At 74.1% G+C, this 26,173-nt stretch carries 27 protein-coding genes; 4 read left to right on the top strand and 23 right to left on the bottom strand.

Going from position 1 to position 26,173, the window contains the following annotated elements:
* Positions 1–66: 66 nt before the first annotated feature.
* Genes rlmB through ACQP6G_RS19580 form a run of 3 tightly spaced genes read right to left on the bottom strand, consistent with a single transcriptional unit; the run spans position 67 to position 3,736 of the window.
* On the bottom strand, positions 67–1,059 hold the full coding sequence (gene rlmB / locus ACQP6G_RS19590) for a 23S rRNA (guanosine(2251)-2'-O)-methyltransferase RlmB (protein ID WP_429766814.1): 993 nt from the start codon (positions 1,057–1,059) through the stop codon (positions 67–69).
* Between the two features lie 28 nt (positions 1,060–1,087).
* Positions 1,088–2,512, bottom strand: a complete 1,425-nt coding sequence (gene cysS / locus ACQP6G_RS19585) for a cysteine--tRNA ligase (RefSeq protein WP_429766813.1) — start codon at positions 2,510–2,512, stop codon at positions 1,088–1,090.
* A gap of 24 nt (positions 2,513–2,536) precedes the next feature.
* Positions 2,537–3,736, bottom strand: coding sequence for an alanine racemase (locus ACQP6G_RS19580; RefSeq protein ID WP_429766812.1), 1,200 nt, complete (start codon positions 3,734–3,736; stop codon positions 2,537–2,539).
* Between the two features lie 147 nt (positions 3,737–3,883).
* On the opposite strand from ACQP6G_RS19580, the gene ACQP6G_RS19575 reads away from it, so the two are divergent.
* A complete protein-coding gene (locus tag ACQP6G_RS19575; RefSeq protein ID WP_429766811.1) occupies positions 3,884–5,299 on the top strand; it encodes a D-arabinono-1,4-lactone oxidase in 1,416 nt (471 codons plus the stop codon).
* Positions 5,300–5,321: 22 nt separating this feature from the next.
* Here ACQP6G_RS19575 and ACQP6G_RS19570 read toward each other — a convergent pair whose 3' ends face one another.
* Both ACQP6G_RS19570 and ACQP6G_RS19565 read right to left on the bottom strand, forming a co-directional pair.
* Positions 5,322–6,452 carry a sensor histidine kinase gene (locus ACQP6G_RS19570; protein WP_429766810.1) on the bottom strand — a complete coding sequence of 377 codons (1,131 nt, stop codon included), beginning with the start codon at positions 6,450–6,452 and terminating at the stop codon, positions 5,322–5,324.
* A 10-nt stretch (positions 6,453–6,462) separates the two neighbouring features.
* A complete protein-coding gene (locus ACQP6G_RS19565) occupies positions 6,463–7,188 on the bottom strand; it encodes a response regulator transcription factor (protein ID WP_429766809.1) in 726 nt (241 codons plus the stop codon).
* A gap of 87 nt (positions 7,189–7,275) precedes the next feature.
* Between ACQP6G_RS19565 and ACQP6G_RS19560 the strand changes: the two genes are divergently transcribed.
* Positions 7,276–7,923, top strand: coding sequence for a D-alanyl-D-alanine carboxypeptidase family protein (locus ACQP6G_RS19560; protein WP_429766808.1), 648 nt, complete (start codon positions 7,276–7,278; stop codon positions 7,921–7,923).
* A 34-nt stretch (positions 7,924–7,957) separates the two neighbouring features.
* Here ACQP6G_RS19560 and ispF read toward each other — a convergent pair whose 3' ends face one another.
* The 3 genes from ispF to ACQP6G_RS19545 all read right to left on the bottom strand — a co-directional run bounded on the left by ispF (position 7,958) and on the right by ACQP6G_RS19545 (position 9,748).
* A complete protein-coding gene (ispF, locus tag ACQP6G_RS19555) occupies positions 7,958–8,449 on the bottom strand; it encodes a 2-C-methyl-D-erythritol 2,4-cyclodiphosphate synthase (protein WP_429766838.1) in 492 nt (163 codons plus the stop codon).
* A 5-nt stretch (positions 8,450–8,454) separates the two neighbouring features.
* A complete protein-coding gene (ispD, locus tag ACQP6G_RS19550; RefSeq protein ID WP_429766807.1) occupies positions 8,455–9,183 on the bottom strand; it encodes a 2-C-methyl-D-erythritol 4-phosphate cytidylyltransferase in 729 nt (242 codons plus the stop codon).
* 82 nt (positions 9,184–9,265) lie between these two features.
* Entirely contained in the window at positions 9,266–9,748 is a 483-nt protein-coding gene (locus ACQP6G_RS19545; protein WP_079570762.1) for a CarD family transcriptional regulator, read from the bottom strand.
* A 272-nt stretch (positions 9,749–10,020) separates the two neighbouring features.
* Here ACQP6G_RS19545 and ACQP6G_RS19540 point away from each other — a divergent pair, with 272 nt between their 5' ends.
* The gene (locus ACQP6G_RS19540) at positions 10,021–10,512 is read left to right on the top strand and encodes a hypothetical protein (protein WP_429766806.1); all 492 of its coding nucleotides are present in this window, start codon (positions 10,021–10,023) and stop codon (positions 10,510–10,512) included.
* A 73-nt stretch (positions 10,513–10,585) separates the two neighbouring features.
* Here the strand turns inward: ACQP6G_RS19540 and pstB are convergent, their stop codons facing one another.
* The 6 genes from pstB to ACQP6G_RS19510 form a co-directional block, all read right to left on the bottom strand.
* Positions 10,586–11,365 (bottom strand): phosphate ABC transporter ATP-binding protein PstB, encoded by a 780-nt coding sequence (pstB, locus tag ACQP6G_RS19535; protein WP_429733765.1) that lies wholly within the window; start codon positions 11,363–11,365, stop codon positions 10,586–10,588.
* Between the two features lie 45 nt (positions 11,366–11,410).
* Positions 11,411–12,379 (bottom strand): phosphate ABC transporter permease PstA, encoded by a 969-nt coding sequence (gene pstA / locus ACQP6G_RS19530; protein ID WP_429766804.1) that lies wholly within the window; start codon positions 12,377–12,379, stop codon positions 11,411–11,413.
* On the bottom strand, positions 12,379–13,371 hold the full coding sequence (pstC, locus tag ACQP6G_RS19525) for a phosphate ABC transporter permease subunit PstC (protein ID WP_429766802.1): 993 nt from the start codon (positions 13,369–13,371) through the stop codon (positions 12,379–12,381). The genes pstA and pstC overlap by 1 nt, the downstream gene beginning before the upstream one ends.
* A 108-nt stretch (positions 13,372–13,479) precedes the next feature.
* The gene (locus tag ACQP6G_RS19520) at positions 13,480–14,589 is read right to left on the bottom strand and encodes a phosphate ABC transporter substrate-binding protein PstS (protein WP_429766801.1); all 1,110 of its coding nucleotides are present in this window, start codon (positions 14,587–14,589) and stop codon (positions 13,480–13,482) included.
* 251 nt (positions 14,590–14,840) lie between these two features.
* Positions 14,841–15,557: a response regulator gene (locus ACQP6G_RS19515; protein ID WP_429766800.1), complete on the bottom strand. Its 717-nt coding sequence runs from the start codon at positions 15,555–15,557 to the stop codon at positions 14,841–14,843.
* The gene (locus tag ACQP6G_RS19510) at positions 15,554–16,813 is read right to left on the bottom strand and encodes a sensor histidine kinase (protein ID WP_429766799.1); all 1,260 of its coding nucleotides are present in this window, start codon (positions 16,811–16,813) and stop codon (positions 15,554–15,556) included. Before ACQP6G_RS19510 ends, ACQP6G_RS19515 begins: the two co-directional genes overlap by 4 nt.
* 170 nt (positions 16,814–16,983) lie before the next feature.
* Here ACQP6G_RS19510 and phoU point away from each other — a divergent pair, with 170 nt between their 5' ends.
* Positions 16,984–17,649, top strand: coding sequence for a phosphate signaling complex protein PhoU (gene phoU, locus ACQP6G_RS19505; RefSeq protein WP_429766797.1), 666 nt, complete (start codon positions 16,984–16,986; stop codon positions 17,647–17,649).
* 207 nt (positions 17,650–17,856) lie between these two features.
* Here the strand turns inward: phoU and ACQP6G_RS19500 are convergent, their stop codons facing one another.
* From ACQP6G_RS19500 to nadC, 9 genes are all read right to left on the bottom strand, one after another.
* The gene (locus ACQP6G_RS19500) at positions 17,857–18,897 is read right to left on the bottom strand and encodes a DUF4037 domain-containing protein (RefSeq protein ID WP_429766795.1); all 1,041 of its coding nucleotides are present in this window, start codon (positions 18,895–18,897) and stop codon (positions 17,857–17,859) included.
* A gap of 99 nt (positions 18,898–18,996) precedes the next feature.
* Positions 18,997–19,737 (bottom strand): phosphoglyceromutase, encoded by a 741-nt coding sequence (locus ACQP6G_RS19495; protein WP_429766794.1) that lies wholly within the window; start codon positions 19,735–19,737, stop codon positions 18,997–18,999.
* 109 nt (positions 19,738–19,846) lie between these two features.
* On the bottom strand, positions 19,847–20,287 hold the full coding sequence (locus ACQP6G_RS19490) for a nitroreductase family deazaflavin-dependent oxidoreductase (protein WP_429766792.1): 441 nt from the start codon (positions 20,285–20,287) through the stop codon (positions 19,847–19,849).
* Between the two features lie 40 nt (positions 20,288–20,327).
* On the bottom strand, positions 20,328–21,683 hold the full coding sequence (mshA, locus tag ACQP6G_RS19485; protein ID WP_429766790.1) for a D-inositol-3-phosphate glycosyltransferase: 1,356 nt from the start codon (positions 21,681–21,683) through the stop codon (positions 20,328–20,330).
* Positions 21,683–22,780 carry a lactonase family protein gene (locus ACQP6G_RS19480; RefSeq protein WP_429766789.1) on the bottom strand — a complete coding sequence of 366 codons (1,098 nt, stop codon included), beginning with the start codon at positions 22,778–22,780 and terminating at the stop codon, positions 21,683–21,685. The genes mshA and ACQP6G_RS19480 overlap by 1 nt, the downstream gene beginning before the upstream one ends.
* Positions 22,781–22,874: 94 nt before the next feature.
* Positions 22,875–23,210: a histone-like nucleoid-structuring protein Lsr2 gene (locus tag ACQP6G_RS19475; RefSeq protein ID WP_429766787.1), complete on the bottom strand. Its 336-nt coding sequence runs from the start codon at positions 23,208–23,210 to the stop codon at positions 22,875–22,877.
* A gap of 102 nt (positions 23,211–23,312) precedes the next feature.
* Positions 23,313–23,495: a hypothetical protein gene (locus ACQP6G_RS19470; RefSeq protein WP_429766786.1), complete on the bottom strand. Its 183-nt coding sequence runs from the start codon at positions 23,493–23,495 to the stop codon at positions 23,313–23,315.
* A gap of 14 nt (positions 23,496–23,509) precedes the next feature.
* Positions 23,510–24,970 (bottom strand): lysine--tRNA ligase, encoded by a 1,461-nt coding sequence (lysS, locus tag ACQP6G_RS19465; protein ID WP_429766836.1) that lies wholly within the window; start codon positions 24,968–24,970, stop codon positions 23,510–23,512.
* Between the two features lie 131 nt (positions 24,971–25,101).
* Positions 25,102–26,055, bottom strand: coding sequence for a carboxylating nicotinate-nucleotide diphosphorylase (nadC, locus tag ACQP6G_RS19460; protein WP_429766834.1), 954 nt, complete (start codon positions 26,053–26,055; stop codon positions 25,102–25,104).
* Between the last annotated feature and the right edge of the window lie 118 nt (positions 26,056–26,173).

Genomic DNA, 26,173 nt, shown 5'->3' with positions numbered 1-26,173 from the left:
GCTCGGACGAGACCGCAACCGGTTGCGGTCTCGTCCGAGCTTCTCTATCTCGCGGCTCGGGGTTCTCTATCTCGCGGCAGTCAGGCGGGCCTGGGCCACCTCGTAGAGCGTGATGCCCGCGGCGACGCCGGCGTTCAGCGACTCGACGTCGGACGAGATGGGGATGGACGCGACGGCGTCGCAGGTCTCGCGCACCAGGCGGGAGAGTCCGTGACCCTCGGACCCGACGACGAGCACGAGCGGGTCGGTGGCGAACGCGAGGTCGCGCACGGTGGTGTCACCGCCCGCGTCCAGGCCGACGACGAAGGCCCCGGACTTCTTCAGGTCGGCGAGCGTCCGCGCCAGGTTCGTCACCTTGGCCACGGGCACCCGCGCCGCGGCGCCGGCCGACACCTTCCACGCCGACGCGGTGACGCCGGCCGAGCGGCGCGACGGCACGACGACGCCGTGCGCGCCGAAGGCCCCCGCGGACCGCAGCACGGCGCCCAGGTTGCGGGGGTCGGTGACGCCGTCGAGCGCGACGATCAGGGGCGGCTGGCCCGCCTCGGCGGCGGCGTCCAGCAGGTCCTCGACGTCCGCGTAGTCGTAGGGCGGCACCTGCGCGGCGACGCCCTGGTGCACGGAGCCCTCGGTGAGGTGGTCCAGCTCGGTGCGGCTCACCTCGAGCAGCTGCACGGAGCGGGTCGAGGCCAGCTCGAGGATCTCCCGCGTGCGGTCGTCGTGGTCGATGCGCGCGGCGAGGTGCACGGCGGTGACCGGCACGTCGGTGCGCAGCGCCTCGAGCACGGCGTTGCGGCCCGCGACCACCTCGGCGCCGCCGGTCGGGCGGCGCGTGCCGCGCACGACCCCCTTGCTCGCGCCCTTCTGCGACTGCGCGGCCTGCTTCTTCTCCGCCGCCACCTTGCGCTTGTGCGCCGGGTGGTAGGTACGGTCCTCGGCCTTCGGCGTCGGGCCCTTGCCCTCGAGCGCCTTGCGGCTGTGCCCGCCGGTGCCGACCTGCGCGCCCTTCTTGCTACCGGCCTTGCGGACGGCGCCGGGACGTCGGGTGTTGCCTGCCATGGTGTCTCTTCTCAGGTGGTCGAGCGGGTCAGTCGGTCAGCGTCCAGCGGGCGCCGTCCGCGGAGTCCTGGACGACGACGCCGGCGTCCGCGAGGCGGTCGCGGATGGCGTCGCTCGTGGCCCAGTCCTTCGCGGCGCGCGCGGCGACCCGCGCATCGAGCTCAGCGGCGACCAGCGACTCCAGGGCCGCGCGCGCGGCGGAGTCGTCGGCACCCGAGGCCCACTGCGGGTCGTGCGGGTCGAGGCCCAGGACGTCGAGCATGCCGCGCAGCGCGACGAGCTCCTCGCGCGCCGCGGCGTCGTCGCGCGACGCCAGCGCGCTGTTGCCGGCGCGCAGGTGCTCGTGCACGACGGCGAGCGCCGCGGGCACGTTGAGGTCGTCGTCCATCGCCTCGACGAACCCGGCCGGCAGCTCGGCCTTCGCGACCTCGTCGGCGGGCACCCCGCCGACGCGCTCGGTGGCGCGGTCCACGAAGCCGGACAGCCGCTCCCAGGTGGTGCGGGCCTCGTCCAGGGTGTCGGGCGACCACTCGAGCATCGAGCGGTACTGCACCGCCGCGAGCGCGTAGCGGATCACGGGCGCGGGCGCCTGGGCGAGCAGCTCGCTCACCAGCAGCCCGTTGCCCAGCGACTTGCTCATCTTGACGCCCTGCTGGGTGACCCACGCGCAGTGCATCCAGCGCTGCGCGAAGCCGTACCCGGCCGCGCGCGACTGCGCCTGCTCGTTCTCGTGGTGCGGGAACCGCAGGTCGAGGCCGCCGCCGTGGATGTCGAACGCGTCGCCCAGGTAGCGGCGCGCCATGGCCGAGCACTCGAGGTGCCAGCCCGGGCGGCCCCGGCCGAACGACGTCTCCCAGGACGCCGTCTCCGGCTCGCCCGGCTTGGGCGCCTTCCACAGCGCGAAGTCGTGCGGGTCGCGCTTGGCGGACGCCGCGGCGTCGTCGCCGGTGGGCTCGGGGTTGAGGTCCTCCAGCCGCTGCCGGGTGAGCTCGCCGTACGCGGGCCAGGAACGCACGTCGAACCAGACGTCGCCGGGGCCGGTCGCGTAGGCGTGCCCGCGGTCGACGAGCCGCTGCATGAGCTCCGCCATGTCGGGCACGTGGCCGGTGGCGCGCGGCTCGTAGGTGGGCGGGATGACGCCGAGCGCGTCGTAGGCCCGCGTGAACATCCGCTCGTGCGTGGCGGCGTGCGCCCACCACTCGACGCCGGCCGCGGCCGCCTTGGCGAGGATCTTGTCCTCGATGTCGGTGACGTTGCGGATCAACGTGACCCGCAGGCCCGAGCGCTCCAGCCAGCGCCGCAGCACGTCGAACGCGATGACGGGGCGGAGGTGGCCGATGTGGGGCGGGGCCTGCACGGTGGCGCCACACAGGTAGATACCGACCTCGCCCGGGTTCAGGGGGACGAAGGCGCGCACGTCGCGCGTCGCGGTGTCGTACAGGTGCAGGCTCACCGGTCCAGCGTACCGGCCGGTCCCTCAGCCGAAGGTGCGTCCCTCGCCGCGGTACGTGGGGACGGACTCGACGATCTCGTCGCCGCGCACCAGGTGGACGACGTCGAACCGCTCCATGAGCTCGCCCGCCTTGGCGTGCCGCAGCCACACGCGGTCCCCGACGGCGAGGGGCGGCGCTCCGCCCCGCCGGCGCAGCGGCGTCATGACCTCCCCCGCGCCCTCCGTTCCGGTGAGCGACCAGCCGGGCGTCGCGACCCGCGGCAGCCGCGAGCGCCCCGCCGGCCCGGAGGCCACGTACCCGCCCCCGAACGCCGTCGCCCAGCCCGCGGCGGGCACCCGCGCGACGTCGAGCCCGAAGAACGCGGAGGGCCGGGGGTCGAAGGAGCGGTACCCGTCGAACAGGCCGGGGACGAACAGCCCGGAGCCCGCGGTCACCTCGGTGACCGCCGGCCCGGCCGACGACGTCTCGAGCGAGCCGGTGCCGCCGGAGTTCACCAGCTCCACGGCGTGCCCGACGGCGGCGCCGACGGCCTCGACGACGGCCGTCCGGCGGCCGTACAGCTCGGCCACCGACAGCTTCTTGACCAGCCGGACGGCCGGGTTGGTGTCGGGCAGCCCGGCCACCTGCGCCTCGTAGAACATCAGCCCGCGCAGCCGGGCGCCGGGCAGCGCCTCGACGCGGCGGGCGAGCGCGGCGACGTCGTCCGGGGTGCGCAGCGGCGAGCGCCGCGTGCCCAGGTGCACGTGCAGCGGGCCGGCGTCGAGGCGCAGCGACGCGTCGACGTCCAGGCAGACGGCGACGTCGGCGAGGCCGCCCGTCCCGGCCGGCACCGCGGCGGACGAGAGGGCGGCGTCCAGGAGCGCGAGCTGGGCGGCGTCGTCCGCCATGAGCGTGATCTCGCGCCGCGCGCGGTCGTCGGCGGCGAGCCGCGCGAGCGCGTCCCGGTCCACGGTGGGGTAGCCGACGAGCACGTCGCGCACGCCCTCCTGCACGAGCCACAGCGCCTCGGCCAGGGAGAACGCCATGACGCCCTGGAACCCGGCGTCGAGCGCCCGGCCGACGAGCGTGCGCACCCGCACGGACTTGCTCGCCACCCGCACGGGGACGCCCCGGGCGCGGCGGCGCAGGTCCGCGGCGTTGGCGTCGAAGGCGTCGAGGTCGACCACGGCCACGGGAGCCGGCAGGTGCGCGGTGGCGCGGGCCAGCCGCTCCGTCTGGGTCATGACCGCACGCTACACCGGGCGCCGGGCGTCGTCCGACGGCCGGGCGGGGTGATCCGACGGGTGATCTGACGGGCGGTCCGACGGGTCGCCGACGATCCACCCGGAGGGGGATCCGCGCGGGCCGCCGCCCGTGGCAGAGTGTGCCGCGTGACTCCGAGCACCGTCGCCCGCACACCGGCCCCCGCCACCCCCGACGCCCCGCTGCGCACCTGGGGCGGCACGCACTCGTGGCAGCCTGCGCGCCGCCTGGCGCCGCGCGACGAGGGCGAGCTGGGTGCCGTCGTCGCCCGGGCAGCCGCCGACGGGACGCGGGTGCGGGCGATGGGCGCGGGCCACTCCTTCACCGCCGCGGCCGTGACCGACGGCGTGCACCTCGGCCTCGACCACCTCAGCGGTATCGAGGCGGTGGCGCCCCAGCCGGACGGCACGTCGCTCGTCACCGTCCGGGCGGGCACCCGCCTGCACCACCTCAACCGCCTGCTCGCGGCGCTCGGGCTGGCGATGCGCAACCTCGGCGACATCGACCGCCAGTCGGTCGCGGGCGCGATCTCGACCGGCACGCACGGCACCGGCGCCCGGCTGGGCGGCCTCGCGACGCAGGTGCGCGGCGTCCGCGTGGTCGACGCCGACGGCGCGGTCCGGTCGGCGTCGGACGCCGCGGCCCCGGGATCGCCCGAGCGCGAGCTGTTCGAGGTGGCCCGGCTGGGCCTCGGCGTCGCGGGCGTGCTGTCGGCGGTCACGCTCGAGGTGGTGCCCGCGTTCTGGCTGCGCGCTCAGGAGGAGCCGTGGCCGCTGGACCGCGTGCTCGAGCAGCTCGACGAGTACGTCGACGGCAACGACCACGCGGAGTTCTACTGGTTCCCCGGCACCCGCCGGGCGCTGACGAAGCGGAACAACCGCGCGACGGCCGAGGAGATCGAGGCCTGGGCGGCGGCCCGTGCCGGAGGCCTCGGCGCCGTGCGTACCGCCGGCTCCCGGGCCCGCGCCCTCCTGGACGAGGAGGTGCTGTCCAACGGCGCCTTCGAGGTGGTGAACCGCCTCGCGTTCGCCGCCCCCGGCCTGGTCCCCCGCCTCAACGCGGTGAGCGCGCGGGCGCTGGGCGCGAAGACGTACGTGGCGCCGTCGGCCGACGTCTTCGTCACCCGGCGCCGGGTCCGGTTCGTCGAGATGGAGTACGCCCTGCCGCGCGCCGCGCTGCGGGACGTGCTCGACGAGCTCGACGCCTGGCTGCGCGCGTCCGGCGAGCCCGTCCCCTTCCCGGTGGAGGTGCGCTTCGCCGCCGCCGACGACGTCTGGCTCTCGACGGCGCACGGTCGCGAGACGGCGTACGTCGCGGTGCACCAGTACGCACCGATGCCCCACCAGCGGTACTTCAGCGCGGCCGAGCAGATCTTCGCCGCGGCGGGCGGGCGGCCGCACTGGGGCAAGATGCACACCCGCACGGCGGAGCACCTCGCCGACCACTACCCCCTGGCCGACGTCGCCCGCGTGCGCGCCGCCGTCGATCCCGGCGGCGTCTTCCGCAACGGCTACACCGACACCGTCCTCGGCGCGGCGGACTGACACCACGGCCTGACAGCACGGGCTAGGCGGAGGGCCACCACGCGACCGGGGCGGCCCGCTCCCCCGGCAGGCGCACCGTGACGCGCAGCCCGCCGTCGCCCCGTGCGGCGAGCGCGAGGGTGCCGTGGTGCGCCTCCGCGATGCTCCGCACGATCGCGAGGCCGAGCCCGACGCCCCCGTGCTCCCCGTGCGTGCGCCCGCCGCCGCGCTGGAACGGCTCGACGAGCGTCGGCACGAGGCGCGGGTCGAGCGGCCCGCCCGTGTTCTCGACGGTGAGCACGACGTCGTCGCCGCGGACGGCGGTCTCCACCCGCACCGTGCCGTGCTCCGCGAGGTTGTGCACGATCGCGTTGTGCACGAGGTTCGTGGCGAGCTGCAGCAGGAGCGCGTGCGACCCCACCGCGGGGGCGACGTCGCCCGCGACCTGCAGGTCGACGCCCCGGCCGTCCGCGAGGGGTTGCAGCGTCTCGGCCGCCTCCTCCGCGACGAGGGACAGGTCGACGCGCTCGCGCGCGAACATCCCGCGGTCGGCGCGGCTGAGCAGGAGCAGCGCCTCGGTGAGGTCGATCGCGCGCGCGTTGACGGCCTCGAGACGCCGCAGGAGCTCGTCCGTGTCCCGGTCCGGGTCCTGCGCACCCACCTCGAGCAGCGTCCGCGTCACCGCGAGCGGGGTGCGCAGCTCGTGGGAGGCGTTCGCCGCGAACCGCTGCTGCTCGGCGACCTGCGCCTCGAGCCGGGCCAGCATCGCGTCGAACGCGTCGGCGAGCTCGCGGAACTCGTCCTGGCGTCCAGGGAGCCGGATCCGGTGGGACAGGGACCCCTCGGCGGCCCGGCGGGTGGCGTCGGTGATGCGGTCCAGCGGGGCGAGCATCCGCCCGGCGAGGAACCACCCGCCGAGGAGTCCGAGCACCAGGAGGAAGACCATCGCCCAGGCGACCCTCGGGGCGAAGGCGCGCTCCAGGTCGGAGCGGTTGGGGACGAACTGCCCGGGTCCGGGACGGGACGGCGCGACGTCGACGATGATCGTGTCCGGGACGTACCGCAGCAGGAAGACCCACACGACGGCGAGGAGCAGCGCGCCGGCCACCACGAGGAACCCGGCGTAGCTGAGCGTGAGCTTCAGCCGGACGCTCGGGCCGGGGCTCCTAGCCATGCCGGGGCTCCTAGCCATGCCGGGCCTCGCCGCTCCGGGCCGCGCGCCCGTCCTCGTGCCCGGTCGCGTCCTCGGGCGGGGCCGCGATGCGATAGCCCACCCCGGGCACGGTGGCGATCACCCACGGCTCGCCGAGCCGCTTGCGCAGCGCCGACACCGTGATGCGCACGGCGTTGGTGAAGGGGTCGGCGTTCTCGTCCCACGCCCGCTCCAGCAGCTCCTCCGCGCTGACGACGCCGCCGTCGGTCGCGACCAGCACCTCCAGCACGGCGAACTGCTTGCGGGTGAGCGCGACGTAGCGCCCGTCCCGGTAGACCTCGCGGCGGAACGGGTCCACGCGCAGCCCCGCGAGCTCGCGCACCGGCGGCCGGCTGTGCGCGCGACGCCGGTCGAGGGCGCGCAGCCGCAGCACGAGCTCCCGCATCGCGAACGGCTTGGTGAGGTAGTCGTCGGCCCCGAGCTCGAACCCGGTGGCCTTGTCGTCGAGACGGTCGGCGGCCGTGAGCATGAGGATCGGCAGGCCGCTCCCGGAGGCGACGATGCTCGCGGCGACCTCGTCCCCCGACGGGCCGGGGATGTCACGGTCGAGCACGGCGACGTCGTAGGAGTTCACGCTCAGCAGCTCGAGGGCGGTGTCGCCGTCGCCGGCGACGTCCGCCGCGATGGCCTCCAGCCGCAGCCCGTCGCGGACGGCCTGGGCCAGGTACGGCTCGTCCTCGACGATCAGCACGCGCATGCCCTCGATGCTACGGAGCGGCGCCTATCGTCCGCGTATCGAGGAGCGCATACGCCCGGGCAACGCCGCCCCGGCTCGACTGAAGGCATGCTCCACCACCGACACGTCCCCGCACCCGAGAGCGCGCCCCTCCGACCGACCCGCACCGCGCTCGCGCTCGCCTTGGCCGCCGCCGCGCTGGCCGGGCTCGCGGCCTGCCAGGGGTCGTCGCCCCCGCCCGCGACGACGTCGGTCGCTCCGGCGGCCGCCCCCGCGGACCGACCCGACCGCGGCGCGCGGGACGGCGAGGCCGCCGGCCACGTCCCCGACGGCACCACCGTGTTCGACGACGCGCTCCCGGCCCTGGCGAACCTCGACCCCGCGCTGCTCGCGGCGCTGCAGGCGGCCGCGACGGACGCCGAGCAGGACGGCGTCACCTTCTTCGTCAACAGCGCCTGGCGCTCGGCGGCGTACCAGGACCAGCTGCTGCGCGAGGCGGTCGCCCAGTACGGTTCCGCGGCCGAGGCGGCCCGCTGGGTCGCGTCCGCGGACACGTCGTCGCACGTCACCGGCGACGCGGTCGACCTGCAGCAGACGGGCGGCAGCCAGTGGGTGGCGGACCACGGCGCCGCGTACGGGCTGTGCCGGGTGTACGCGAACGAGCCGTGGCACGTCGAGCTGCGCCCCGACGCGGTCGACAAGGGCTGCCCGGAGCCGTACGCCGACCCCTCGCAGGACCCGCGGCTGCAGCGGTGAGCGGCCCGGTGCGGTGGGTCCCGCGCCGAGCGGTTCAGCCGACGGCGACCACGAGCGCCGTGGCGATCGCCGCGACGCCCTCGCCGCGGCCGGTGAGCCCCAGGCCGTCGGTCGTGGTGGCGCTCAGGGAGACGGGCGCGCCGGCCGCGGCCGTGAGCGCCGCCTCGGCCTCCGCGCGGCGCGGGCCGACCTTCGGCCGGTTGCCGACCACCTGCACGGCGACGTTCCCGATCTCGAAACCCGCCGCCCGCACGCGGCGGGCCGCCTCGGCGAGCAGGGTGCTCCCCGCCGCCCCGGCCCACTCGGGCTCGCTGGTGCCGAAGTGCGAGCCGAGGTCGCCGATGCCGGCGGCGGAGAACAGGGCGTCGGCGGCGGCGTGCGCCGCGACGTCGGCGTCCGAGTGGCCGGCGAGCGGCCGCTCCCCCGGCCACCGCAGGCCCCCGAGCCACAGCTCGCGGTCCGAGCCCTCGGGGGCGTAGGCGTGCACGTCGACGCCGAGCCCGGTGCGCGGCAGGCCTGCGGGCAGCGCGGTCACGACTCGTCCTCCAGCAGCAGCGCGGCCACCTGCAGGTCGCGCTCGGTGGTGATCTTCATGGCCGCCTCCTCGCCGGTGACGACGTAGGCGGGCTCGCCGAGCGCCTCGACCAGCCCCGCGTCGTCCGTCGCCGCCGACCCCTCCGCCGTCGCGCGGGCCGCGCCCTGCGCGTGCGCGCGCTCCAGCAGCGCGCGGTCGAAGCCCTGCGGCGTCTGCACCGCGCGCAGCACGGCGCGGTCCGGGGTCTCGACGACGCGTTCGACGTCCGGCCCGCTCCCGGACGATGCTGGCCCGACGCGCTTCACGGTGTCGGTGACGGGCAGCCCCGGGACGACCGCGCCGTGGCCGGCACGTACCGCGTCGACGACGCGGCGCACCAGGCGCGGCGGCGCGAGCGGGCGTGCGGCGTCGTGCACGAGGACCACGTCGTCGTCCGGGCCGGCGAGCGCGAGGCCGGCGGCGACGGACGCCTGCCGGGTGCCGCCGCCCTCGACCACGCGGACCGGCACGTCCACGTGCGGGTCCTGCGCGACGACGTCGCGCACCGCGGAGTCGAGGCCCGGAGGGCACGTGACGACGACGGAGTCGACGACGCCCGAGGCGGCGAGGCGGCGTGCGGCATGCACCACGAGGGGGAAGCCCGCCAGGTCGACCAGGGCCTTCGGCAGGTCCCGGCCGAGGCGGGTGCCGGACCCCGCGGCGGTGAGGATCGCGAGCGTCGTCACGGCGTCACGGTACCGGAACGACGACGGCGACCCGCGGCCGGAGCCGTGGGTCGCCGTCGTGCAGCGCTGGTGACTGGAGGCCTCAGGAGGCGAGGACCTCGTCGATGATGGCGCCGGCCTTCTCCTCGTCGACGCCCTCCGCGAGCGCGACCTCGGACTCGAGGATCTGGCGAGCCTTGGCGAGCATGCGCTTCTCGCCGGCCGAGAGGCCACGGTCCGCGTCGCGGCGCGACAGGTCGCGCACGACCTCGCCGACCTTGATCACGTCGCCGGACGCGAGCTTCTCGAGGTTCGCCTTGTACCGGCGCGACCAGTTCGTCGGCTCTTCCGTGTAGGGCGCGCGCAGCACCTCGAAGACGCGGTCCAGCCCCTGCTGGTCGACCACGTCGCGCACACCCACGAGGTCGACGTTCTCCGCCGGGACCTCGATCGTCAGGTCGCCCTGGGCGACCTTGAGCTTGAGGTACATCTTCTCCTCGCCACGGATCTTGCGCGTCTTGATCTCCTCGATCAGCGCGGCACCGTGATGCGGGTAGACAACCGTCTCGCCTACTGTGAACGTCATCTGCAGATGTCCCCTTTCCCAGTCGACAAGTTTATCACGGGGAGGCCGACACTCCCCTGCCCCGCGCCCTCCCGGCACCCCTGTGACGAACCCGTTTGCGCAGGTCAGAGGCCTGGAAGCGCAATCATGGGCGCAGCCCGCGCCGGGCGTCGCTAGGATGTCGACGGGTCCCCTGCAGGCCCGCCCTCCCCCGCCTGACGTGGGGGAACCCTGATGCCCCGCGCCCGCGCGGCCACCCGCGCCCGCGAGCCGACGCCTTCGAAGGAGAGCTCGTGTCCCGCTCCGCCCGCCCCGCACGCCTCGTCGCCGCCGCCAGCGTCATGGCGGGCGCCCTGCTGCTGGCCGCCTGCTCCCCCACGATCACCACCAAGCCCTACGCCCCGTCCGACGGCATCCGTGTCAACCTCACCGACCAGGTGCGCGGCATCAACCTCATGGTCGTCTCCGAGGGCGAGGGCGAGCCCGGCGCCGTGCTCGGCGCGCTCGCGAACACCTCCGCCGAGGACGTCGACTTCGTGCTCGCCGCCGAGGGCGCCGAGCCGATCTCGCTCACCGTGCCCGCCGGGCAGACCGTCTACCTGAGCGCCGACCAGGAGGGCGACCAGGCCGTGGACGCCCAGCTCGGCGCCGTCGCCACCCACCCGGGCGGCGACCTCGACGCGACGCTGTCCGGCGCCGGCGTGGACGAGGACTTCTTCCTGCCCGTCATGGACGGCACGCTCCCCGAGTACGCGGCCTGGGTGCCGAGCGCCTCGGGCGTCTGACCCGCACGACGAAGGGGCGGGCCGCAGCAGCTGCTGCGGCCCGCCCCTTCGTCCGTCCCGTGTCAGCGCCCGGTCACCCGAAGCGGCCGGAGACGTAGTCCTCGGTGGCCTGCTCGGACGGGGTGGAGAAGATCGTCGACGTCTCGTTCATCTCGATGAGGCGGCCGGGCTTGCCCGTGCCCGCGATGTTGAAGAACGCCGTCCGGTCGCTGACGCGCGCCGCCTGCTGCATGTTGTGCGTCACGATCACGATCGTGTAGTCCTGCTTGAGCTCGCCGATGAGGTCCTCGATCGCGAGGGTCGAGATCGGGTCGAGGGCCGAGCACGGCTCGTCCATGAGCAGCACCTGCGGCTTCACCGCGATGGCGCGCGCGATGCACAGGCGCTGCTGCTGCCCGCCCGACAGGCCGGACCCCGGCCGGTCGAGACGGTCCTTGACCTCGTTCCACAGGTTCGCGCCGCGCAGCGAGCCCTCGACCAGCTCCTCGGCGTCCGCCTTGCTGATGCGGCGGTTGTTCAGCCGCACGCCGGCGAGCACGTTGTCGCGGATCGACATGGTAGGGAACGGGTTGGGCCGCTGGAAGACCATCCCCACGTTGCGGCGCACGGCCACCGGGTCGATGTCGTCGCCGTACAGGTCGACGCCCTCCATCTCCACGGTGCCCTCCACGCGGGCCCCCGGGATCACCTCGTGCATCCGGTTGAGCGTGCGCAGGAAGGTCGACTTCCCGCACCCGGACGGGCCGATGAACGCGGTCACCGACTTCGGGTCGATCGTCATCGACACGTCCTGCACGGCGAGGAAGTCGCCGTAGTAGATGTTGAGGTCCTTCACGTCGATGCGCTGTGCCATCGTGTCGTCTCTTTCTGGTGGGCTGCGGCGGGCGGCGGCTGCGGGTCAGCGCAGCTTCGGGGAGAACCAGCGGTTCACCAGCCGGCCGACGAGGTTGAGGGCGAGCACCAGGACGATGAGCACGAGCGCCGCGCCCCACGCGTTCTGGATCGCGATGTCCGCCACGCAGGAGGCGGACTCGCCGCCCGGGCAGGTGGCCAGGCCCTGGCTGTACTGGCGGTAGGCGAACACCGGGAGCGTCATCATGCGGCCCTCGAAGGGGTCGAAGTTGATCGAGTCGGTGACGCCGACGGTCACGAGCAGGGGCGCCGTCTCCCCGATGACGCGGGCGACGGCGAGCAGGATGCCCGTCGTCAGGCCCGCGACGGACGTGCGGAGCACGACCTTGACGATCGTCAGCCACTTGGGCACGCCCAGCGCGTACGACGCCTCGCGCAGCTCGTTCGGGACGAGCTTGAGCATCTCCTCGCAGGAGCGGACGACCACGGGGATCATCAGCACGGAGAGCGCGACGGCGCCGATGACGCCCATCCGCACGCCCGGCCCCAGGATCAGGGTGAACAGCGAGACGGCGAAGAGGCCCGCCACGATCGACGGGATGCCCGTCATGACGTCGATGAAGAAGGTCACCGAGCGGGCCAGCGCGCCCTTGCCGTACTCCACGAGGTAGATCGCGGTGAGCAGGCCGATCGGCACCGAGATCACCGTGGCCAGGGCCGTGATGATCAGCGTGCCCGCGATGGCGTGGTAGATGCCGCCGCTCGGGTCGCCGCCGAAGATGTTGCGCATCGACAGGGTGAGGAAGTCCATGCTGATGCGGCCGGCGCCGTTGCTCAGCACCGTCCAGACCAGGGAGACGAGCGGTGCCATGGCCACGACGAACGCGGCCCAGACCAGCACCGTCATCGTGCGGTCCTTGCGGCGCCGGGCGCCGTCGGCGCCGGTCAGCGCCGCGCGCGTGCGGGCGGTGGCGTCGGTGGGGCCCGCGGGGTCCGAGAGGGTGGTCGTGCTCATCAGTTGGCCCCCGAGAAGTCCTTGCGGCGCGCCACGATCGCGCGCGCGGCCATGTTGACGGCCAGCGTGATGACGAACAGCACGAGGCCCGTGGCGATCAGCGTGTTCACCGCGAGCCCGCTCGCCTCCGGGAAGTCGAGCGCGATGTACGCGGCGATGGTCTGCTGCTGCGCGCTGTCGAGGATCTTGAACGAGTACAGGAACCCGGGCGACAGGATCATCAGCACGGCCATCGTCTCGCCGAGCGCGCGGCCCAGGCCGAGCATGGCTGCGGAGATGACGCCGGACCGGCCGAAGGGCAGCACGGCGGTGCGGACCATCTCCCAGCGGGTCGCGCCGAGCGCGAGCGCCGCCTCCTCGTGGAGCTTCGGCGTCTGCAGGAAGACCTCGCGGGCGACGGCGGTGATGATCGGCAGGATCATCACGGCGAGCACCACCGCGACCGTGGCAAGCACCCGGGACGTGGGCGAGACGGGGCCGGCGAAGAGCGGGAACCACCCGAACCAGGAGCTGAGCCACTCCCACACCGGCAGCGCGGCCGGGCCGAGCACGTAGATGCCCCAGAGGCCGTAGATGACGGACGGGACGGCCGCCAGCAGGTCCACAAGGTAGCCGAGCAGCTGGGACAGCCGCCGCGGCGCGTAGTGCGAGATGAACAGGGCGATCCCCATGGCGACCGGCGTCGCGATCGCGAGGGCCAGCGCCGCCGCGAGCAGCGTGCCGAACACGAGCGGTCCGACGTACTCGAGCAGCGACGTGTCCTCGGGGTAGCGCGGCACCGAGGCCGCCAGCTCGTCCGACCCGGCGGTCAGCGCCGGCCAGGCCTGCTGCAGCAGGAACACCGCGACGGCGGCCAGCACCGCGAGGATCAGGACGCCGGCGCCGACGGCGATCCAGCGGAAGGCCCGGTTGAAGCCGCGGTCGGTGGTCCGCTTGCGTCGGCGCGGTCTGCCCGGCACCCGCTGCGGGGGCGGGCTGACGGTGGTGGTCACTCGTACTCCTTGTCGTGCCGCTGGTTGTGCCTGTCGAGACCGCCGGCCGAGCCTGCCGAGACCGCGGATCGTGGTCTCGACAGGCTCGACCGGCGAGGGCGAGGACGGTCAGCCGGCCGTGATCGCGTCGATCGACGGCTGCACCGCGTCGCGGATGTCGGCCGACAGCGGGGCGGAGCCCGCCGCGTCGGCGGCCACCTGCTGGCCATCCTCGCTCACGAGGTAGGACATGTAGCCCTTGACCAGGTCCGCCTGCGCCTGGTCGGCGTAGGTGCCGCAGGCCAGGAGGTAGGAGACCAGGACGACCGGGTACGTGCCGGCGACGTCGCGCTTCAGCTCGATCGAGTACACGCCGTCCGCGGTGCCCTCGGCCCGCGGCGACTGGGCGACCACCTCGGCGGCCGCCTCGGCGCTGTAGGGCACGAACTCGTCGCCCACGCCGACCGCCACGGTGCCCAGGTCGGAGATCTGGGAGGCGTCGGCGTAGGTGATGGTGCCGTCGCCGGACTGCGCGGCCGAGACCACGCCGGAGGTGCCCTGGGCCGACTCCTGGCCCTCGATCGGCCAGACGCCCTCGGGCTCGTGGTCCCAGGCGTCGGGGGCGGCCTCGGACAGGTAGGCCTGGAAGTTCTCGGTGGTGCCCGAGTCGTCCGAGCGGTGCACCACGGTGATCGCGGTGTCCGGCAGCTCGGCATCCGGGTTGTCGGCGGCGATCGCGTCGTCGTTCCAGGCCTTGATCTTGCCCGAGAAGATGTTCGCGATGACCTCCGGCTTGAGGTTCAGCGAGTCGACGCCCTCGAGGTTGAACGCGATGGCGATCGGGCTGACGTAGCCGGGGAACTCGATGACGCCGCCCTCGCCGCACTGGGCCTCGGCCGCCTTCATCTCGTCCTCGTCCAGCGCCGCGTCGGAGCCGGCGAAGGCGTACGAGCCGTCGGTGAAGCCGGTGCGGCCACCGCCGGAGCCGACGGGGTCGTAGTTGACGGTGACGTCGGGGTTGGCCGTCTGGAAGCCGGCGCGCCACGCCTCCTGGGCGGACTCCTGCGACGAGGCGCCGCCGCCGCTGAGCTCGCCCGAGAGGGACGAGCCGCCGTCCTGCGAACCACCGGTGGACTCCGCGCCCGGCGCGGCCGGGTCCGAGCCGCACGCGGCGAGGGTCAGGGCCAGCGCGCCGACCGCCACGGCGGTTCCAGCACGGGAGAATCGGCTGAGCTTCACGTCTCGTTCCATCCTGTTCACACGGAGGGACACCGGCGAAGTACCGGCGTTCGTCGGGAACGCTAGGCACGCAAGGTGGCTCGGGACCCAGGAGCAGGTGAACGAGGGGTGAACAGTGCAGGGCGCCTGGTCACCTCGGTGACCGGAGCACCCGTGGCAGGCAGGAAAAGGCCGAGGCAAGACGAGATCCGCCGAGGTGGTACGGGGGTCCGTACCACCTCGGCGGATCTCGTCCCACCTCGGCGGGCGGGTCAGGCGTCGTCGTCCGCGAGCTTGTAGCCCAGGCCGCGGACGGTGAGCAGGAGCTGCGGTGCCCCCGGGTCGGCCTCGATCTTGGAGCGGATGCGCTTCACATGAACGTCGAGCGTCTTCGTGTCGCCCACGTAGTCCGCGCCCCAGACCCGGTCGATGAGCTGCCCGCGGGTGAGCACCCGACCGGCGTTGCGCAGCAGCAGCTCCAGCAGGTCGAACTCCTTGAGCGGCAGCGACACCGCGTCGCCGCCCACCGTGACGGTGTGCCGCTCCACGTCCATCCGCACCGGGCCGACCTCGAGCACGGGCTCGCCGTCGTCGTCGTGCCCGTTCGAGGCCGCCTCGGGGGCCGCCGGGCCGCGCCGGCGCATCACCGCGCGCATGCGGGCCAGCAGCTCGCGGAAGGAGTACGGCTTGGTGACGTAGTCGTCGGCGCCCAGCTCGAGTCCCACGACCTTGTCGATCTCGGAGTCCTTGGCCGTGAGCATGATGACGGGCACGTCGCCGCGCTGCCGCAGCTCCCGGCACACCTCCGTGCCGGACAGGCCGGGCAGCATGAGGTCGAGCAGCACCAGGTCGGCGCCGCCGTCGTCGTAGGCGGCCAGCGCGTCGACCCCGTTCGAGGCCTCCACGACCTCGAAACCCTCGCGGGTGAGCTGATATGTCAGGGGGTCCCGGTAGGACTCCTCGTCCTCGACCACCAGGATGCGCGTCACGCACCTACCTCCTCGTCCGTCGTGCCTCGGTTGTGCTGATGGATGTGCAGATGGTTGTGCTGATGGTTGTGCTGCTCGGTGCGACCCGGGGTGGGCTCCGGGTCGCCCTGCGCGAGCTCCTGCGGCACGTCGGCCGCGGGGATGCGCAGGGTGAACGTCGAGCCCTTGCCCGGCTCGGACCAGATCTGCACGTCGCCGCCGTGGTCGGCCGCCACGTGCTTGACGATGCTCAGTCCCAGGCCGGTGCCGCCCGTGTCGCGGGAGCGTGCCGGGTCGACGCGGTAGAAGCGCTCGAAGACCCGGTCGTGCTCGTCGGCGGCGATGCCCACGCCCTGGTCGACGACGTCGATCTCGACCAGGCCGCGGCGCACGCGCACCCCCAGCCCCACGCGGGTGTTCTCCGGCGAGTAGGCGACGGCGTTGTCGAGCAGGTTGCGCACCGCGGTGACGAGCAGGTTGTGGTCGCCGAACACGAGGACGTCGGCCGAGCCGCCGACCGTGATCGTGATGTTCTTCGCCTGCGCGGTGGTGCGGGCGCGGTCCACGGCCTCGGCGACGACGTCGCGCACCGGGATCGTCGTGACCTCCTGCAGCGCCCCCGCCACCTGCAGCCGGGACAGCTCGATGATCTCGTGCACCAGGGCGGACAGCCGCTGCGCCTCCGCCTGCATGCGCTCGGCGAACCGCCGCACCGCGACCGGGTCGTCCGCGGCGTCCTGCACCGTCTCCGCCAGCAGGGCGAGCGCCCCGACCGGCGTCTTGAGCTCGTGCGAGACGTTGACGACGAAGTCGCGTCGGATGGCCTCGACGCGACGGGCCTCGGTGCGGTCCTCGGCGAGCACGAGCAGCTTGTCCGGCCCGACGGGCGCCACCCGGACCTGCAGCAGCACCGTGCCCGACCCGATCGGGCCACGCGGCAGCTCCAGCTCCTTCTCGCGGATCACACCGTCCCGACGCACCTCGCGCACCAGGTCGACGATCGCCGGGTGCTGCAGGGCGTCGTTGCGCACGACGCCCAGCGCGTACGCCGGCGGGGACGCCCGCACGACGTCGTCGTCCTCGTCCAGGACCACCGCGGCCGACCGCAGCACGGCGAGCACGCGGACGAGCCCCTCGTCGAGCTCGGCGGGGGCTGCCTCGGGCGACCGGCGCTGGACACGCTCGGAGAAGCGGAAGGCGAGGGTCGCGATCACGCCCACCACGACCCCGAAGATGCCCGCGACGACCGCGGTCACGCCCTGGATGATTCCGTCCACGAGGCAAGCGTAGGTCGCGGTGCCCCGGGAATCCGTCGCGGAGCGGAACTGCTCAGCGAGCCGTCGCCCACTGTTCACCTCCGACCCTCCCGGAGTTCACCTGGGCGCCCCCGGCCCGTCCACGGGCCGTGTCAGGCTGGTAGCAGACCTATTACCCCGAGAGGACTGTGATGCGAGAGATCTTCGAGGCCGAGCTGCGCCAGGTCGGCGACGACCTCATCGAGATGAGCCGGCTCGTCGAGTCGGCCATCCGGCGCGCGGGCGACGCCCTGCTGGAGGCCGACCACCAGCTCGCGCAGGAGGTGATCGCCTCCGACCACGCGATCGACCGGCTCGAGAGCGAGCTCGACGAGCGCTGCGTGCACCTGCTGGCACAGCAGCAGCCCGTCGCCACCGACCTGCGGGTCGTCATCTCCGCGCTGCGCATCAGCGCCTCGCTCGAGCGGATGGGCGACCTCGCCCGGCACGTCGCCGAGATCGCCCGCGGGCGGTACCCCGCCCAGGCCGTGCCCGCGCCCGCCCGCGAGACGTTCGTCAAGATGCACGGCGCGGCGGTGCACGTCGCGCAGCGCACGACGGCGCTGCTCGCCACGCGCGACGTCGCCCTCGCCGCGGAGGTGCAGCAGGACGACGACCTCCTGGACGCCCTGCACCAGGACACCTTCGCCGCGACGCTCGACCCGGGGTGGCCCGGCACCACGCAGGAGACCGTCGACGTCACGCTGCTCGGCCGCTACTACGAGCGGTTCGGCGACCACGGCGTCTCCGTCGCGCGCCGGATCACGTTCCTCGTCACCGGCAACTTCGACGACGAGCACGCCCGCGCCGACGCCTGACCCGCCCCGTCCTGGACGAGGGAGTCATCCTCGCGGCGAGGTAGTACGAAACACCGCGAGGTAGTACCAGAGACCGCGAGGTAGTGCTCTTCTGGCCGAGGTGGTCCTCTGCCTCCGCCAGAGGGCACTACCTCGCGGTCTCTGGTACTACCTCGCCATTCTTCGTCCTACCTCGCCGTGCTTCGTACTACCTCGGCGGGAGGGGTACTACCTCGGCACGGGGGGTGCGGCGCCGACGAGGCCGCGGACCAGCGCGACGCGGCGCGGACCGTCCATGAGGACGTCGACGGCGTCCACCCACTGCTCGACGGCGGCGGGCAGGCCGCGCACCGCGTCCCCGGCGGCGTCCCGCAACAGCTCGGGCAGCGCGCGCAGCCCGCGGGACGGGCGGTCGAAGAACGGCTCCGTCGCGGGGCCGTCGAGGCTCGGCAGCCCGAGCTCGCGCTGGCGCTCGTGCAGCGCGTCGCACGCGGCGCCGAGCGCGGCGTCCCGCTCCTGCCAGGTCTCGGCCGCGAGCGCCCGGTCCAGGTGCGGGCCAGCCGTCGTCGCCGCGGGCGTGCCCGCGAACGCGGTGCCGAGCCACTTGGGGTAGGGCGGCCACCGCCGCTCCAGCAGCAGGCCGAGCCGCAGCAGCGACCCCGCCAGCCGGGCCGCGAGCACCCGCGAGCCGGCGTCGTCCCCCCGCAACCCGGTGCGCCCGACGAACGGCAGCTCCTGCCCGACCCGCGCCCACTCGGCCGCGAGGACGTGCAGCCACACGTCGTGCGGGTACCAGGCGAGCCGGTCCCGGACCGCGGCGAGCTCCCCCGGCCCGTCGTGGAAGACGGCGCCGGCGGTCACCTCCAGCACGCTCTGCCCGGTGAGCGCCAGCCAGCCCGCGGCGTCGAGGTCGGTCGTCGGGTCGATCCCGAGCCGCGACCTCGCGAACCCGCGCGGGGTCGCGACCTCGACACGATGGCGCACCACCGGGTCCCAGGTCGTGGCGAACCGCACCGGGAGGCCCGCGTGCTCGGCCGGCAGCGCGGCCTCCAGGCGGGCGTCGACGGCCGCGACGTCCCGCTCGTCGACCAGCAGCGTGAGCCGCAGCCCCCAGTCGTGGTCGCGCGACGTCGCGTCGTCGAGCCCCAGGACGTCGGACCCGCTGCCCAGCCGACCCGCGGCGTACGGCAGGCCCGGACGCCATGCCTGCAGCAGGGGGCGGACGACGTCGTCGTGGTACGCGCGGGAGAGGTCGATGCCGGTGGTCACGTCGCCATGCTGCCAGCGAGAACGGCGAACCCCCGGACCCTTGTCGGGACCGGGGGTTCGTCGTCGGCCGGGCCGTGCCAGAACGTCAGCGGGCGAGCGTCACTTGCCCTGGTTCGCGACCGCCGCGATGGCGTCCTTCGCGGCCTCGGGGTCGAGGTAGGTGCCGCCCGGGTTGGTCGGCTTCAGCGTCTCCTCGTCGAGCTCGTACACCAGCGGGATGCCCGTGGGGATGTTCAGCCCGGCGATGGTCTGGTCGTCGACGCCGTCGAGGTGCTTGACGATGGCGCGCAGCGAGTTGCCGTGCGCGGCGACGAGGACGGTCTTGCCGGCCTGGAGGTCCGGAACGATCTCGCCGTCCCAGTACGGCAGGGCCCGGTCGAGCACCTGCTTGAGGGCCTCCGCGCGCGGGATGGGCTCGCCGGCGTAGCGGACGTCCGAGTCCTGCGAGAACTCGGAACCCAGCTCGATCTCGGGCGGCGGCACGTCGTAGGAGCGGCGCCAGAGCATGAACTGCTCCTCGCCGTACTGGTCGCGCACCTGCTTCTTGTCCTTGCCCTGCAGGTCGCCGTAGTGGCGCTCGTTGAGGCGCCAGTTGCGCTTGACCGGGATCCAGTGGCGGTCAGCGGCGTCGAGGGCCAGGTTCGCCGTGTTGATGGCGCGGCGCAGCAGCGACGTGTGCACGACGTCGGGGGTGACGCCCGACTCCTTGAGCAGCTCGCCGCCGCGCTTCGCCTCCGCGGTGCCCTTCTCCGAGAGCGGCACGTCCACCCAGCCGGTGAAGAGGTTCTTCGCGTTCCACTCGCTCTCGCCGTGGCGGAGCAGCACGAGGGTGTAGGTCATGGGGTCCATCCTGCCTGCTGCCCGGCGCCGCCCGCACCGCGGGTCGGATCCCGGACTCGCGCCGTCCGGATCGAGTGGCCGGACCGAGCGGCCGGATCGAGCGGCCGGGTCAGGAGTCCGCGCGCTCCAGCACGAACACGGGGATCTCGCGGTCGGTCTTCGTCTGGTAGTCCGCGTAGTCGGGGTACGCGGCGACCGACCGCTCCCACCAGAGCGCCTTCTCGTCGCCGGTGACCTCGCGCGCGACGTACTCGTGCTTCTCCGGGCCGTCCTGGAGCTCCACCCGCGGGTTCGCCAGGAGGTTGTAGTACCAGACCGGGTGCTTCGGGGCGCCGCCCAGCGACGCGACGACGGCGTACGTGCCGTCGTGCTCCACGCGCATCAGCGGGGCCTTGCGGAGCGCGCCGGTCTTCGCGCCGACGGTCGTGAGGATGACGACGGGCATCCCGCGCATCGTCGTGCCCTTCGTGCCGCCCGAGCTCTCGTACTGCTCGACCTGGTTCGCGGCGCGGGTGGAGGGGCTGGGGACGTACTCTCCGGTGATCGGCATGCCACGTGCAATTCCCTGCCCGGGCGATCCATTCCCGGGGCTACCGTGACGAGCGGGCCCGGTGCACCTTCGCCGCCTGGGCGTACACGTCGAGCATCGCCGCGGCGGCGCGGTCCCAGCTGAAGCGCTCGCTGGCGCGCCGGGCGCCGGCGGCGAGGCGGGCGCGGCGCTCGTCGTCGGCGAGGAGGTCGCCGAGCTCGCGCGCCCACGTCCACGGGCTGTGGTCGGGCACGAGGACGCCGGACGTCCCGTCCACCACGACCGTCTGCAGCCCGCCCACCGCGGCCGCGACGACCGGGGTCCCCGCCGCCTGCGCCTCGGCGGCCACCAGGCCGAACGACTCGTTGTGCGACGGCACCGCGACGACGTCCGCAGCGCGCAGGTAGTCGACCAGCTCCTCGCGCGGCACCGGCGGGCGCACGTCGAGGTGGTCGGTGACGCCGACCTGGTGCGCCAGCGCCTCGAGCTCGCGCACCGCCGTCGCACGGCCGCTGGCGCCGCCCAGCACGACGAGCGTCGGCACGCGCGAGCCGCCGCCGTCGCACCACGCCTCGGGCTCGGCGGCGTCGCCCGTGCTGGCGTGGTCGGCCAGCACCCCGAGCGCGCGGACCAGGACGTCCGGGCCCTTGAGGAGCTGGACGCGGCCCGCGAACAGCACGATCTTCCGGTCGGTGGGCAGGCCGAGCCGCTCGCGCAGGGCGCGGCGGGCCGCATCGACGTCCTGCCCGCCGTCCTGCCCGGCCGCGGGCTCGAGCGGGCGGAAGACCTCGAGGTCGACGCCGGGCGCCACGACGTGCACGCGGTCCGGGTCGGCGCGGTACTCCCCCTCGAGGTCACGGGCCTCCTCGCGGGTCGAGGCGACCAGGCCGTCGGCGGCCTCGACCACCTGCTCCTCCCCGACGACCCGGCCCACGGGCTCCGGGGTGTCCCCCGGGGCCAGGGCCGCATTCTTCACGCGCGCCATCGTGTGCATGGTGTGCACGAGCGGGACGTCCCACCGCTCGGCGGCCAGCCAGCCCACCTGCCCCGACAGCCAGTAGTGGCTGTGCACGACGTCGTACCAGTGCGGCGGGCGGTGGGCCTCGGCCCGCAGCACGCCGGCGGTGAACGCGCAGAGCTGGCCGGGCAGGTCGTTCTTGTCCAGCCCCTCGTACGGACCGGCGGACACGTGCACCACCCGTATCCCCGGCTCGACGTCGACCCAGCGCGGCTGCGCGGACGCCGTCGCACGCGTGAAGATCTCGATCTCCGCCCCCCGGCGGGCCAGGGCGCGGGCCAGCTCCATGACGTAGACGTTCATGCCGCCCGCGTCCCCGGTGCCGGGCTGGTCGAGCGGCGACGTGTGCACCGACAGCATCGCCACCCGCGGACCGGGCCGCTCGCCGGGGGTGGTCATCAGGACTCCAGCACGCAGGCGGGAGGCGTCGGCAGCGCGTGCCGCGCCACCACCTCGCCGGTGCCCGTCGCGGGGTCGACCCGGACCGTCGCGAGCTCGCTGCGGCCCTGCAGCGCGACGACGACGGTCTCGGCGCCGCCGGCGTCGGTGCCGGGCTGCGCGGACCCGAGGACGGCGTGGTGGCGGGGCCACGCGCCGTCGCCGAGCGGGACGTCGGCGAGGTGCCGCAGGACCGGCGTCCCGCCGTCCGTCGCCACCGCGAGCACGGCGAGCACGTCCGCGCCGCGCAGGCCGACGTGAAGGCGCGCGCCGTCGGCGCTCAGCGTGACGTGCGCGGGGAAGTCGCGGCCCGCCTCCGCCGCCGGGGAGACCGGCACGGCCGCCGCGGCCGTCCACCCGGCGCCGTCGCGCACCAGCACGTGCGCGCGGGCGTCGAGCTCCCCGACGACGACGAGCGAGCCGTCCGGCAGCGTGACGAGGTGGCGCGGCCCGGTGCCGGGCGGCAGGACCGCGGCGACGTCGGCCGCGACGCCCGCCGCGGCGCCCCCGGCGGGGTACCGCCGCACGACGTCGGCGCCCAGGTCGCACACCAGCACGCCGTCGCCGGCCTCGGCCACGAAGTGCGCGTGCGGGCCGGCCTGCCGCTCGACGACGGGCCCGCTGCCCACGCCAGGGTGCGCGACGACGCCCTCCGCCGCGAGGTCGCCCGTCGCCGGGTCGACGTCCACGGACGCGGCGACGCCGTCGCCGTAGTTCGCGACCCACACGGTGCCCCCGAGGGCCAGCACGTGGCACGGGTCGTCGCCCCCCGCCGCGAGGGAGCCCGACGCCGCGAGCCGAACGCCGTCGGCGGCGTCCTCCACGCGGAACGCGGAGAGCGTCCCCGCGGGGGTCTCGCCCACCGCGTAGAGCGTGCGCCCCGTCGGGTGCAGCGCCAGGAACGAGGGCGACGTGGCGGCCACGGCCGGCGCCGCCGCCTCCACCGCGCCGTCCGGGCCCAGCGCGACCCGCCAGATGCTCTCCCCGCTGCCGGGGCCACCGCCCGGGTGCGGGTAGGTGCCGACCCAGAGCTGCGCCCGCGCGTCCCGTTCCGTCATGGCCTCAGCCTATGACCGCACGACCGCCGCCCCGGAACGCGCGCGACCCCCGACCGGAGCCCGGTCGGGGGTCGTGGGCGTGCGGGTGCGACCGTCAGTGCGCGGCCTCGTACGCGGTGAGGACGGAGCTGGGGATGCGGCCGCGGTCGCTCACCTTGTGGCCGTTCTCGCGGGCCCACTCGCGGATCTTGGCGAGCTGCGCGCGGTCGGTGCCCGTGCGACGGGCGGCGCTCCGCGTGCCGCCGCCCAGCCGCGTCGTGGTCTTCCGACCGTGACCGATCCAGGTGGCGAAGGCGTCCCGGAGCTCGGCCGCGTGCTTGGCCGTGAGGTCGATCTCGTACGAGACCCCGTCGAGCGCGAAGGTGACCGTCTCGTCGGCGTCGCCCCCGTCGATATCGTCGATCAGGACGATCTGCTGCTTCTGGACCACGTGAATTCCCCTCGGTCACGACATTCGGACAGAAGTGAGAATGCCCCTCGGATCACTCGATTGTCAATCCGAATCCCCGGCACGGGAATCGCGCGACAGAATTCAGCGAGTTTCACTTTCGGAAGAGGCAGCCGCAGCCGCCGCCGCCTCTTCCGCGTCCATCCTCTCGAGCGCGATCCGCTCGTTCCGGTCCGCGTGCAGGATCTTGCGCATCGCGAGCCAGAACAGCAGGCCCACGCCGACCGACGGGGCGAGCCCGCTCATGATCGCGAGAAAGGTGTCCATAGGATGACTTTCGTTCAGGCCGTCGGCTTGACGAGCGGGAAAAGGATGGTCTCGCGGATTCCGAGGCCGGTGAGCGCCATGAGGAGCCGGTCGATGCCCATGCCCATGCCGCCCGACGGCGGCATCGCGTGCTCCATCGCGGTGAGGAAGTCCTCGTCGAGCGCCATCGCCTCGTCGTCGCCCGCGGCGGCGAGGCGCGCCTGGTCCTCGAACCGCTGGCGCTGGACGACGGGGTCCACGAGCTCGGAGTACCCCGTGGCCAGCTCGAAGCCGCGCACGTACAGGTCCCACTTCTCGACGACGCCGGGGATCGTGCGGTGCGCGCGCACCAGCGGAGAGGTCTCGACCGGGAAGTCGCGCACGAACGTCGGCGCGTCGAGGTCGTCGCCCACGTGGTGCTCCCACAGCTCCTCGACGAGCTTGCCGTGGTTCGTCTTCTTCGGGTCCACCGAGATCTCGGCCTTCTCGGCGAGGGCGAGAAGGTGGTCGACGGTCGTCTCGGGCGTGATCTCCTCGCCGATCGCCTCCGAGAGGGATCCGTACATCGTGATCTGCGCCCATTCGCCGCCGAGGTCGTACTCCTCGCCGTCCGGAAGGGTCACCGTCGTGGTGCCGAGAACGTCGAGAGCGGCCTTCTGGACGAGATCCTGGGTGAGCGCGCCGATCGTGTTGTAGTCGCCGTACGCCTCATAGGCCTCGAGCATCGCGAACTCCGGCGAGTGCGTCGAGTCCGCACCCTCGTTACGGAAGTTACGGTTGATCTCGAAAACCTTCTCGATACCGCCGACGACCGCGCGCTTGAGGAAGAGCTCCGGCGCGATCCGCAGGAAGAGGTCGATGTCGTACGCGTTCATGTGCGTGCGGTACGGGCGCGCGGAGGCGCCGGACGCGATGGTCTGCAGCATCGGCGTCTCGATCTCGAGGAACCCGCGGTCGTGGAAGTTGTCGCGCATCGAGCGGACGACGCCGGCGCGGGTGCGGACCATCTCGCGGGCCGCGGGCCGCGCGATGAGGTCGACGTACCGCTGGCGGACCCGCGCCTCCTCCGAGAGGTCCTTGTGCAGCACCGGCAGCGGGCGCAGGGCCTTGGCCGCCATCGCCCAGGTGTCGGCGAACACGCTCAGCTCGCCGCGCCGGGAGGAGCCCACCCGGCCGTGCACGTACAGGTGGTCGCCCAGGTCGACGTCGGTCTTGAACGAGGCCAGCGACTCCTCGCCGACCTCCTTGAGGCTGAGCATCGCCTGCAGGCGACGCCCCTCGCCGTCCTGCAGGGTGACGAAGCACAGCTTGCCGGTGTTCCGCAGGAACACGACGCGGCCGGCGACGCCGACGACGTCGTCCGTCTCCTGGCCCGCCTCGAGGCGCTCGTAGCCGGCCCGGACCTCGGCGATCGAGTGCGTGACAGGCAGGCTCACCGGGTAGGGCTCGACGCCCTGCTCCAGGAGCCGGTCGCGCTTCTCCCGGCGCACGCGCATCTGCTCCGGGAGGTCGTCCGTGGCCGCGGAGTCGATCGCGGGGTCGACGGCGGGCACGGCGGAGGCGGGGTTCTGCGGGGTGGTCACCCGTCGATTCTACGGGCGACGCACCTCACACCCGCCCGGTGGGCTCAGCCCGCCGCGGGGCGCAGGTCGAGCGCCAGGTCGAGGATCGGGGCGGAGTGCGTGAGCGCGCCGACGGACAGGTGGTCGACGCCGGTGCCGGCCACCTCGCGGGCGCGGTCGAGCGTGAGGTTGCCCGTCGCCTCCAGCTCGACGTGCGCGGGCACGCCGTCGCGCCCCTGGCGTTCGCGGACCGCGGCGACGGTCGCGGCGAGGACGGGCGTGGGCATGTTGTCGAGCAGCAGGAAGTCCGCGCCGGCGTCGAGCGCCTCCATCGCCTGGGCGGTGGTGTCGGCCTCGACCTGGACCGGCACGTCCGGGAAGGTACGGCGGACGGCGGCGATCGCGCCGCGCACCGAGCCCGCCGCGACGACGTGGTTGTCCTTGACCATCGCGACGTCGTGCAGGCCCATGCGCTTGTTGGTGCCGCCGCCGGCGCGGACGGCGTACTTCTCCAGGGCCCGCAGGCCCGGCGTCGTCTTGCGGGTGTCGAGCACCTGGGCTCCCGTCCCGGCGAGCTCGCGCGACCAGGCCGCCGTCGCCGTCGCGACCCCCGACGCGCGGGAGGCGAGGTTGAGCAGCGTCCGCTCCGCGACGAGCAGCACCTGCACGGGGCCCGCGAGGGCTGCGAGCACCTGCCCGGGCGCGACGGCGTCGCCGTCCTGCGCGTGGAACGTCACGGTCGGGGCCGGGAGCCCGAGACGGCCGGCGACCTGGCGCAGCACCTCCGCCACCACGACGAGCCCCGCGACGGTGCCCGTCGACCGGGCCACGAGATCCGCGGTGCCCGTGGCCGACGCCGGCACCGTGGCCTGCGTCGTGACGTCGCGGCCGGGCGCCGCGCCGAGGTCCTCGTCCAGCGCGGTCTCGACGACGCGGGCGACCCACGCGCCGTCCAGCCCCGGCTCGACGGCGGACGGCTGGTCGTGCACGGGCAGGTCGCGGGAGAGCTCCGGGCGCAGGTCGGTCACGGTGCGCAACGCTACCGTCCGCGAGGGAGTACCGGACCTGCCCAGGTAGTGCTCCCTCGCGGAATCTCGTACTACCTCGGCAGGTTCGGTACTACCTCGGCAGGTTCGG

The organism is Isoptericola nanjingensis (assembly GCF_050311635.1).
GTDB lineage: Bacteria > Actinomycetota > Actinomycetes > Actinomycetales > Cellulomonadaceae > Isoptericola > Isoptericola nanjingensis.
This window is presented reverse-complemented; position numbering and strand designations above follow the sequence as displayed.